General features: G+C 72.9%; 9 protein-coding genes and 1 pseudogene. 4 read left to right on the forward strand and 6 right to left on the reverse strand.

Annotation, left to right across the window (positions count from 1 at the left end):
- Both IEZ17_RS43255 and IEZ17_RS34270 read right to left on the reverse strand, forming a co-directional pair.
- Positions 1-529: pseudogene (locus IEZ17_RS43255) on the reverse strand (MFS transporter); the annotation flags it as partial.
- A 390-nt stretch (positions 530-919) separates the two neighbouring features.
- Entirely contained in the window at positions 920-1,615 is a 696-nt protein-coding gene (locus IEZ17_RS34270; protein ID WP_189307103.1) for a ScbR family autoregulator-binding transcription factor, read from the reverse strand.
- A gap of 173 nt (positions 1,616-1,788) precedes the next feature.
- Here IEZ17_RS34270 and IEZ17_RS34275 point away from each other — a divergent pair, with 173 nt between their 5' ends.
- Positions 1,789-2,820 (forward strand): ScbA/BarX family gamma-butyrolactone biosynthesis protein, encoded by a 1,032-nt coding sequence (locus IEZ17_RS34275; RefSeq protein ID WP_189307105.1) that lies wholly within the window; start codon positions 1,789-1,791, stop codon positions 2,818-2,820.
- On the opposite strand, the gene IEZ17_RS34280 is transcribed toward IEZ17_RS34275, so the two are convergent.
- The 4 genes from IEZ17_RS34280 to IEZ17_RS34295 form a co-directional block, all read right to left on the reverse strand.
- Positions 2,808-3,536 (reverse strand): 2OG-Fe(II) oxygenase, encoded by a 729-nt coding sequence (locus IEZ17_RS34280; RefSeq protein ID WP_189307107.1) that lies wholly within the window; start codon positions 3,534-3,536, stop codon positions 2,808-2,810. The two genes, IEZ17_RS34275 and IEZ17_RS34280, sit on opposite strands and share 13 nt — an antisense overlap.
- A gap of 37 nt (positions 3,537-3,573) precedes the next feature.
- Positions 3,574-4,083, reverse strand: a complete 510-nt coding sequence (locus tag IEZ17_RS34285; RefSeq protein ID WP_189307109.1) for a methylated-DNA--[protein]-cysteine S-methyltransferase — start codon at positions 4,081-4,083, stop codon at positions 3,574-3,576.
- Between the two features lie 25 nt (positions 4,084-4,108).
- Positions 4,109-5,644 (reverse strand): DNA-3-methyladenine glycosylase 2 family protein, encoded by a 1,536-nt coding sequence (locus IEZ17_RS34290; RefSeq protein ID WP_189307111.1) that lies wholly within the window; start codon positions 5,642-5,644, stop codon positions 4,109-4,111.
- 304 nt (positions 5,645-5,948) lie between these two features.
- Entirely contained in the window at positions 5,949-6,176 is a 228-nt protein-coding gene (locus IEZ17_RS34295) for a hypothetical protein (protein WP_159506740.1), read from the reverse strand.
- 152 nt (positions 6,177-6,328) lie between these two features.
- Between IEZ17_RS34295 and IEZ17_RS34300 the strand changes: the two genes are divergently transcribed.
- From IEZ17_RS34300 to IEZ17_RS43260, 3 genes are all read left to right on the forward strand, one after another.
- Positions 6,329-7,633 (forward strand): cytochrome P450 family protein, encoded by a 1,305-nt coding sequence (locus tag IEZ17_RS34300; protein WP_229852909.1) that lies wholly within the window; start codon positions 6,329-6,331, stop codon positions 7,631-7,633.
- Complete coding sequence (locus IEZ17_RS34305) at positions 7,630-8,235, forward strand: HD domain-containing protein (RefSeq protein WP_189307113.1); 606 nt, start codon at positions 7,630-7,632, stop codon at positions 8,233-8,235. The genes IEZ17_RS34300 and IEZ17_RS34305 overlap by 4 nt, the downstream gene beginning before the upstream one ends.
- A 151-nt stretch (positions 8,236-8,386) precedes the next feature.
- Positions 8,387-8,634, forward strand: a 248-nt coding sequence (locus tag IEZ17_RS43260) for a hypothetical protein (RefSeq protein ID WP_229852910.1), incomplete at its 3' end; no start/stop codon positions are given.

Here is an 8,634-nt window from a genome sequence, read left to right on the forward strand (position 1 = left end):
TCAGCGCCAGCCCGCCGCCGACGCCGATCGACGAACTCATCAGGGCCATGGCGGAGCCGAGCCGTTCGCGCGGCAGCTCGTCGCGCATGATGCCGATGCCGAGGGGTATCGCGCCCATGGCGAAGCCCTGAAGCGCCCGGCCGACGATCATGACGACCAGGTCGTCGGTGAACCCGCAGACCAGCGAGCCGACGACCATGACGGCGAGGCTCGTGAGCAGCATCCGCCGCTTGCCGTAGAGGTCGCCGAGGCGGCCCATGATGGGCGTCGCGACGGCTCCGGCGAGGAGGGTGGCCGTCATGACCCATGTAGCGTTGCTGGCCGCGGTGTTGAGCAGCGTCGGCAGGTCCTTGATGACCGGCACGAGCAGCGTCTGCATCACCGCGACGACAATGCCGGCGAAGGCGAGGACAGGGACGGTCCCTCCGCCCGCTCTGCGGCGCTCGCCCTTGGCCGGTTCGGACACGGGCGGCGCGGCGGAGGCGCCGGCCGCCCTTCCGGGGAGCTGGTCCGTCGTCGTCTGCGTCATGCGGGCGGCCTCCAGGGCGGCAGGGGTGAGCGGAGAGCGGAGAGCGGTGAGCGCCGTGAAGGGGAGTGGCAGCCCCCCGGTACGTGCATGACGAACGTTTTATCTCAGGGCGCTATTCCGCCACCCGTCCCACCGTCTCGCTCCCCGGCCGGTGATCTCCCTCACTCCCGCCGACCTGCACCGCGGTCCGCCCGCCGGTCCGCTCATGGCCCCTCCCCCGGTCTCGTTCCGGACACCGACTCCAGTGAACCGCACGCCACTGACAATCGACCCGGGACCGCCCGCAAGGGCAGTCAGGACCGCGCGCCCGGTATGGTTCGGCCGGACGATTCACCCCGATTGCCCGCGCGATCCCCGCCCTTTCCGACTCATACGCAATATCCGGAATTCCTAGGACGCCGCGTCCGCAAGGGAGTTGCCCGCCTCCAGGAACGCGTCCCCATCCGCGCGCCCGCCCAGGAGTTCCGCATCGAGCTTCTCGCCGCGCTCCGGGTCCAGTTTCAGCCTGGCGAGGACGGCGGGCACCGCGATGCTGGGCAGGGTGTGCTCGAAGAAAATGGCCAGCCGGTGGCAGAGGTCGGCCTGGTTGGTCAGGGCGTGCGACATCGTCTGGAGACCGGCGAACGCACCGACGAACATCTCGGCCGTCTCCCGCACGACCACGCTGTCCAGCACTTCGCCGCGCCCCTTCGCCTCGTTCAGCAGCATCTCGACGAACTGGGTCCACGCCAGCATCGACCGCTTGCGGTCAAGGCGGTTGGAGCCCTGCTCGACGGCAAGACGGGCCGCGCCGCGCTGCATGGGATCGCGCCGCAGCCGGTAGGCCAGAACCTGGCCCGAGTCGACGAATTCCTGCAACTTGATCTTCTGCGGCGCCACCGCGATGTCCACCACGTGCTCTTCGAGCACGGCGAGTGCGAGCTCTTCCTTCGAGGCGAAGTGGAAATAGAGGGCGCCCTTGGTGACACCGGCTCGCTCGAGGACCTCGGCGATGGTCGCGCGGTCGTAACCATGGTCGTCGAAAACCGACGCCGCGGCTTCCAAGATGGTCCGCCGGGTTCTGATCGCGCGGTCCTGCTGCGCCACAGGACGCCTCCTGTCTCTCGAAGCACTCGAGTGTTTCCACAGTGGGTGACCGCCCAAGTCTCCCGCAGATCAGCCGTTGGCTCGAATTTCCCCGTCGGCATTGAAAAGAAAACCGGACGGTACGTATCTTACCAGCGTCGTACCTCTTCCCGTTGAGACGCCTGGGGGCAGTCATGAGCGACACCTTGCAGGTCAGCAGCACGATTCGACCCAGGACCCAGCGTCAGGCGCAGCCGGTCCGGAGCCCTCGCGGCGATCCCCGGCCCGGCCGGGGAATCACTGCCCGTGTACCGCGTGAATTCGTGCACCGCCCGCTCGCCGAGGATGTCCTGATCACGTCGTGGCGCCGGCTGGACGAGAGCCATTTCTCGGTCACCGCCCAGTGGCCCCAGAATCACGGGTACTTCGCCCCGACCAACGGCCGGCACCACCTCATCCTCGCCGGCGAGACCATCCGCCAGGCGGGACTGCTGCTCTCGCACGCCGAACTCGGCGTGCCGGTCGGCCACCACTTCATCCTCGGAGACCTCGTCTACACAACCGACCCCGAACAGCTCGCCGTTGAGAACGAGCCGACCCGGCTGACGATCGACGTCGCGTGCAGCAAGACGCGGATGCGGGCCGGTTCGCTGGTCAGCAGCCGGTTCGACATGACCCTCCGCAAGGAGGGGCGGATCGTCGCGACGGGCAATTCCAGCGTGAGCGTCACCTCGCCCGCCGTCTACCGCCGGATCCGCGGCGAGCGCCTGTCGGCACGCCGTACCGTCGGCCCGCTCCCCACGCCCGTCCCGGCCAGGCTGACCGGCAGCGCCACCGACGGCGATGTGCTGCTCGCCCCCACCGACCGGCCCGACCGCTGGCTGCTGCGCATCGCCCCCGGGCATGCCACCGTCGTCAACCCGGCGAACGACCACGTGCCCGGCCTGGCACTGCTCGACGCCGCCCAGCAGGCCGCCCGCGCGGTGACCGCCCCCGACGCCTTCGTCCCCTACGCCTTCGGCACGGAGTTCTCCCGGTACGCGGAACACGGCGTCCCGTGCGTGATCGAGGCCCACCGGGTCCCGTCGGCGATCCCCGGCACCACGATGGTCCAGGTCACCGGCGCGCAGAACGGCGAGCCGGTCTTCACCTCGACGCTCACGGCGCTGGACGCGCCCCGCGGGGCGCACGCGTCCTGCGCACGCGAGGTCCCTCACGCGTCGTGAAAGACCAGCCCCAGGGAGTGCCGCCGGCCCGAGCGCACGGCGCTCACTCCGTGGCGCACCGGGCCGGCCGACCAGCCGCGGGCGGAGCGCACCGGGCGGTCCCGGGTGGTGAAGACCAGCCCGCGGCCCTGTGGGAGCACGGTCGAGGTGCCGCGGGACTGCGCGCGCGGTCGCTGCTCGACGAGCAGGAACTCGCCGCCGGTGTAGTCGGTGCCCTGTTCATCGAGCCCGATGACGACCTGGAGGGGGAAGACCAGCTCGCCGAAGAGGTCGCGGTGCAGGGCGTTCCAGTCGCCCGGCCCGTAACGCAGCAGAATCTGCGCGGACTTGGACTGGCCCGCCTCGTGGCACAGAGCCAGCCAGTCGGCGAGCGTGTCCGGCCAGGGGGCCGGCCGGCCGAGCCGGGCCGCCCAGTCGCGGGCGATCCGCAGCAGGTACGGGTAGAACGCCTCGCGCAGGACCTGGACGGGCTCGGGCAGCGGGTCGGCGAAGTAGCGGTACCGGCCGGAGCCGAAGCGGTGCCGTGCCATGTCGACGGTGGAGCGGAAGTGGCCGGGCTCGTCGTACAGCCCGCTCAGGGCGCGGCAGTCGGCCGGGGTGAGCAGCTGCGGTGTCAACGCGCAGCCCAGGGCGTCGAGTTCGCCGGTGAGGGCCGCCCAGTCGGTGGCGGCGACGCGGTCGGCGAGGGCGGCGGGACGGGTCGTGGTGGCGGGCATGGTGATGCGCTCCAGAAGGGCGGGGTGGTAGGGCGGTTCAGCTCTCGGCCGGTAGGGCGCCTTCGAGGGCGAGCAGCCGCGCCTTGCGCTCCAGGCCGCCCGCGTAGCCGGTGAGCGAGCCGTCGGCGCCGATGACGCGGTGGCAGGGGCGGACGATCAGCAGCGGATTGGCGCCGATCGCCGTGCCGATGGCGCGTACCGCGCCGCGCGCCGCGCCGATGTCGGCGGCGATCCGCCCGTAGGTCGTCGTGGTGCCGTACGGAATGTCCTCCAGCGCTTTCCAGACACGCTGCTGGAAGGCGGTGCCGCGGGTGACGTACGGGATGTCGAAGCGGGTCGGTGCACCGTCGAAGTAGGCCCGCAGCTGCCGCTCGATCCCGGCGAAGGCGTCCGGGTCGTACGTCCAGCCGTCCTGGACGGTCGCCCCGCCCTTCTGGCCCGGCACGGACAGCGAGGCGAGCGCGGTACCGCCCGGTGCGGTGGCCGATTCCTCACCCACCAGCAGGAGTTCGCCCAAGGGACTGTCGAGAGTGGCGTAAAGGGTCATGGGTCTGCTCGTTCCGTTCGCGTCTTCAGTGGTGTCGGTTCGGTGTGGTGCAGGTGTCGGTGGTCTGCCGATCCCGGTTCGCTGCGACCGGGTCCGGGGAGCTGCCGGCGCCTTCGGCCGTCCAGAGGTAGTGCATCGCGTACGAGCGCCACGGGCGCCAGGCCGAGGGGTCGGCGCCCTCGATCGCGGTCGCCTCGCCGGTCAGCAGGACGTCCGGGTCGCCGAGTGCCCGCATGCGGACATAGCCGGCGGTCCGGGGGCCGATGCCGGGGAGGCCGAGAAGGGCGCGTTCCGCCGCGTCGCGGTCGGTTCCGGCGTCCAGGGTGACCGTGCGGTCGACGAGTGCGGCGCTGAGCGTGCGCAGCGCCGCACGGCGGGCCTCGGGCAGGCCGACTCCGGTGAGCGCCGCCGGCGCCAGGTCCTCAACTCGGGGGAAGAGACGGGTGAGCGCGCCGGCCGGTTGCGGCAGCGGCTCTCCGTACCCGGCGACCAGCGCGCCGCCGAGCGTACGGGCGCCGGCGGCCGACAGCCGGCGGCCGAGTACGGCGCGGACGGCGACCTCCTGCGGGTCCGCGGCGCCCGGGGAGCGCAGGCCCGGATAGAGGGCCACCAGCGGGGCGAGCGCGGGATCCGCGGCCAGCCGCTCGGCGATCGCGTACGGATCGGCGTCCAGGTCGAACAGGCGGCGTACCCGCTGCGTGGCGGTGGTGAGATCGCGCAGTTCGGCGAGGTGGAGCCGGCAGTCCAGCCAGCCGGCTCCGGTGGCCTCGTCGACCTCCGCGATGCCGGTGCCGTTCGGCAGGCGCAGCGTACGCCGGTACGTGCGGCGGCCGGGCGCGCCGCTGACGTCCTCGACCCCGGGGAGCGCGTGCCGCTGGAGGTGGTCGAAGATCTGCCGCGCCGCGTACGGGCCGCGGAACGGCAGCCGGAGCGGCAGAACACCGGGAGTGGTGGACGGCGCGACGGGGCCGGACCGGGTGCCCTTCCCGGGGCGGCCGGCGCCGGCGGGACGGGCCGCACGCAGTCCGCTCGGGGTCAGCGCATAGATCTCCTTGATCGTGTCGTTGAACTGCCGGACGCTGGCGAAGCCCGCCGCGAAGGCGATCTCGGAGACCGGCAGACCGGTGGTCTGGAGCAGGATCCGCGCGGTGTGGGCGCGCTGTGCCCGGGCCAGCGCGACCGGCCCGGCGCCCAGCTCGGCGGTCAGCTGCCGCTGCACCTGCCGGGCGCTGTAGCCGAGCCGGTCGGCCAGGCCGGCGACGCCCTCGCGGTCGACCACCCCGTCGCCGATCAGCCGCATCGCCCGGCCGACGACGTCGGCCCGCGCGTTCCACTCGGCCGAGCCCGGCACCGCGTCCGGACGGCAGCGCCGGCAGGCCCGGAATCCGGAGCCTTGGGCCGCCGCCGCGGTGGGGTAGAAGCGGACGTTCCGCCGCCGCGGGGTGGTCGCGGGGCAGCTCGGCCGGCAGTAGATCCCGGTCGTGGACACGGCGAAGAAGAACGCGCCGTCGAACCTGGCGTCCCGGCTCCGCACCGCCTCGTACCTGCTGTCCTCGGTCATCACACGACCCACTGTGCGGCACACGGGGCCCCGGCGCTGGCGGAAATCGGACACCGAGGTGGGGACGACGGCCACGACGCCCGGCCGCCCTGTCCCCGGGGTCCCGTACGCTCGCTCGGCATGGACGAACCACTGCGACTGCCCGAAGGGTCCTGGTGGGACCGGGAGATCGTGGAGTGGTCGGGGGGTCCTTCACGCGGGGTTCCGTCCCGCCTCAGCGGCACCGCCGAGGCCGCGGCTGCGGCACAACTCCGTTGCCCCGGGGATCAGTTCGGGACAGTGGGCACCCAGGGCGCCGGACGGTTCAGGCGCGCGGCACCGGCCAGTCGTCCAGGGAGCCGCCGCGCCATTCGACCAGGCGGGGATCGTCCAGCGCGATGTCCTCGGCCGGGTCGGCGACGCCCGCGCGGCGCAGGAATTCGGCCACATCGCCGCGGCCGTGCGCCAGGCCGACGATCTGCCCGTGCACGGTCACCCGACGGCCACCGGACGGCGTCGGCGGATGCACGATGACAGGCGGATGCTCGGTCATGCCTCCAGCGTGCGCCGGGCTCCGCGCGCTCGCACCTCGGCGGCGGGATCTCACTCGGACGGCTGGGGCGGGCGCCGCGCGGTAGCGTCGGGCCCGCGCGCCGCGAAGATCACGGGCAGCGGTCACGAGCACGAGCAGGAACGAGGCCGGGAGTGAACAACCCCATGGAGTCGCCCGAGTTCTCCCGGGACCCGTATCCGCTGCTCGCCACGCTGCGGACGCGCGGGCCGGTGCAGCGGGTGCGTACCGGGAACGGCCGGACGACCTGGGTCGTGACCGGATGGGCGGCGGCGCGGGCGGCACTGGCCGACGGCCGGCTGTCGAAGAACACCGCGCGGTATTTCGCGGACCGACCCTCGACGCGCGATCTGGCGCCCGCCGTCAGCAGCAGCATGCTCGCCACCGACCCACCGGATCACGGCCGGCTGCGGAAGCTGGCGATGTCGGCGTTCACCCCGGCGGCGGTGGCCCGGCTGGCGCCCCGTATCCGGGAGATCGCGGAGCGCCTGGCGGAGGCGCTGCGCGGCCCGGAGCGCGGCCCGGCGGTCGCGGGGGAGGTGACGGCAACGGGCGCGGCGGCGGGCGCGGCCGGCACGGCGCACCGCGTCGTGGATCTGATCGAGGGGTACGCCGTGCCGCTGCCCATCGCCGTCATCTGCGAGTTGCTGGACGTCCCGCGGGACGACCGGGCGGCGGTGCGCCGGTGGTCCGACGCGCTCTTCGCGGCGGCGGATCCGGACACCGTCGACCGGGCCTCGCACGCCCTCAGCGACTACATGACGGGGCTGATCGCGGCGCGGCGCGCGGCTCCCGGGGACGACGTGCTGAGTGGGCTGATCGCCGCCCGGGACGCCGGGGACCGGCTCACCGAGCCGGAACTCGTCTCACTGGCCGTGCTGTTGGTGGTCGCCGGGCACGAGACCACCACCCATCTGATCGGCAACGGCATGCTGGCCCTCCTCCGGGACGACGCGCTGCGGGCCCGCCTCCGGGACGATCCCGGGCTGCTGCCCGCCGCGGTGGAGGAGTTCCTCCGGTACGACGCTCCGATCACCCTCGCGACCTTCCGGTACGCCACCGAGCCGTTCGACCTGGGCGGCGCCCGTATCGAGGCCGGCGATGTCGTCCTCGTCTCCCCCGGTGCGGCCAACCGCGATCCGGCGCGCTTCCCCGCGCCCGACACCGTACGGCTGGACCGCCCGGCCGGGCATCTGTCCTTTGGGCACGGCCCGCACCACTGCCTGGGGGCGGCACTGGCCCGCATGGAGGGCCGGATCGCGTTCGAGGTGCTGCTGACCCGCTTCCCGGGGATGCGGGCGGCGGAGGATGCCGCCTCCGGGCGCGGCGACCCGCCGACATGGCGGCGGACGCGGCTGATGCGCGGGCTCGTCCGCCTCCCCGTGGTCCTGGAGTCCCCGGCTCGAGGACCGGGCAGTACGCCACAATCGCAGCCATGACCATGGACGATCTTGTGATACCCGAGACCACCGCCTGCCGTTCCGCACGGGAGGTGGCGCGCGCCTACTGCTCGCCCGCGCTGCTGAACCATTCCGTACGCGCCTACCTCTGGGCGGCCGGCTATGCGTCGGCACACGGCATCGCCTTCGACGCGGAACTCCTCTACGTGGCCGCGATGTTCCACGACATCGGGCTGGTCAGGGAGTTCGACAGCCACACCGTGCCGTTCGAGGACGCCGGCGGGCATGTGGCGTGGGTGTTCGCCGCGGGCGCCGGGTGGCCGTTGGAGCGCCGGGGGCGGGCGTCCGAGGTGATCGTCCGGCACATGTGGGACGAGGTGGACGTGGCGCGGGACCCGGAGTCCCATCTACTGGCGTTCGGCACGTCGTTGGACATTTCCGGGCGGCGCCCGGACGCCCTCCCGGCGAGCCTGCGCGCCGAAGTGCTCGACCACTACCCGCGGCTGGGCCTCGGCAAGGAATTCCTGGCCTGCTTCCGGGACCAGGCGGAGCGGAAGCCGGACAGCTCCGCCGCGGAGTGCGTGCGCACCGGTATCGCCGACCGGATCGCCGCCAACCCCCTGGACACGCACGGGGCATAGGGACGGGCCTGCGCCGTCCCCTCCCGGCGGACGGCAGGAAAATGCCCCGGCCAGACGGGGGAAGCCGGCCGGGGCAGCACGGCGGGGCGTTTCTCAACTGCCCACACTCCATTGAACGGTGAACAACGGATGGCCGTTCCATGAAGGATACGTGACGGTCATCACAGAGGCCACCAACGGGGCGTTCAACACGTCCAACCGGGACAACGGGCGGGCGCACGGCGGGCGGTGCGGGACGCCGCTGCGGGGGGACGCAAACGCGCACCGGCGCCGCGACTGCAGTGCGGCAGTCGCGGCGCCGGTTGTCAGGGTCGGTCTGCGGCCCGTGCCGCGGACCGGTTCAGCCCTTGGTGGTGTGTCCGGAGAGGCGTTCGACGCCGCGGAGGAGGGCGGAGTGGT

Origin of the sequence: Streptomyces albospinus (genome assembly GCF_014648695.1) — a bacterium.
In the GTDB taxonomy this organism is placed as follows: domain Bacteria; phylum Actinomycetota; class Actinomycetes; order Streptomycetales; family Streptomycetaceae; genus Streptomyces; species Streptomyces albospinus.

Excerpts from the sequence above, each read along its gene's own strand:
- IEZ17_RS34275 (WP_189307105.1), top strand. The coding sequence starts at position 1,789 with ATGAGCGACACCTTGCAGGTCAGCAGCACGATTCGACCCAGGACCCAG.
- IEZ17_RS34280 (WP_189307107.1), bottom strand. The coding sequence starts at position 3,536 with ATGCCCGCCACCACGACCCGTCCCGCCGCCCTCGCCGACCGCGTCGCC.
- IEZ17_RS34285 (WP_189307109.1), bottom strand. The coding sequence starts at position 4,083 with ATGACCCTTTACGCCACTCTCGACAGTCCCTTGGGCGAACTCCTGCTG.
- IEZ17_RS34290 (WP_189307111.1), bottom strand. The coding sequence starts at position 5,644 with ATGACCGAGGACAGCAGGTACGAGGCGGTGCGGAGCCGGGACGCCAGG.
- IEZ17_RS34295 (WP_159506740.1), bottom strand. The coding sequence starts at position 6,176 with ATGACCGAGCATCCGCCTGTCATCGTGCATCCGCCGACGCCGTCCGGT.
- IEZ17_RS34305 (WP_189307113.1), top strand. The coding sequence starts at position 7,630 with ATGACCATGGACGATCTTGTGATACCCGAGACCACCGCCTGCCGTTCC.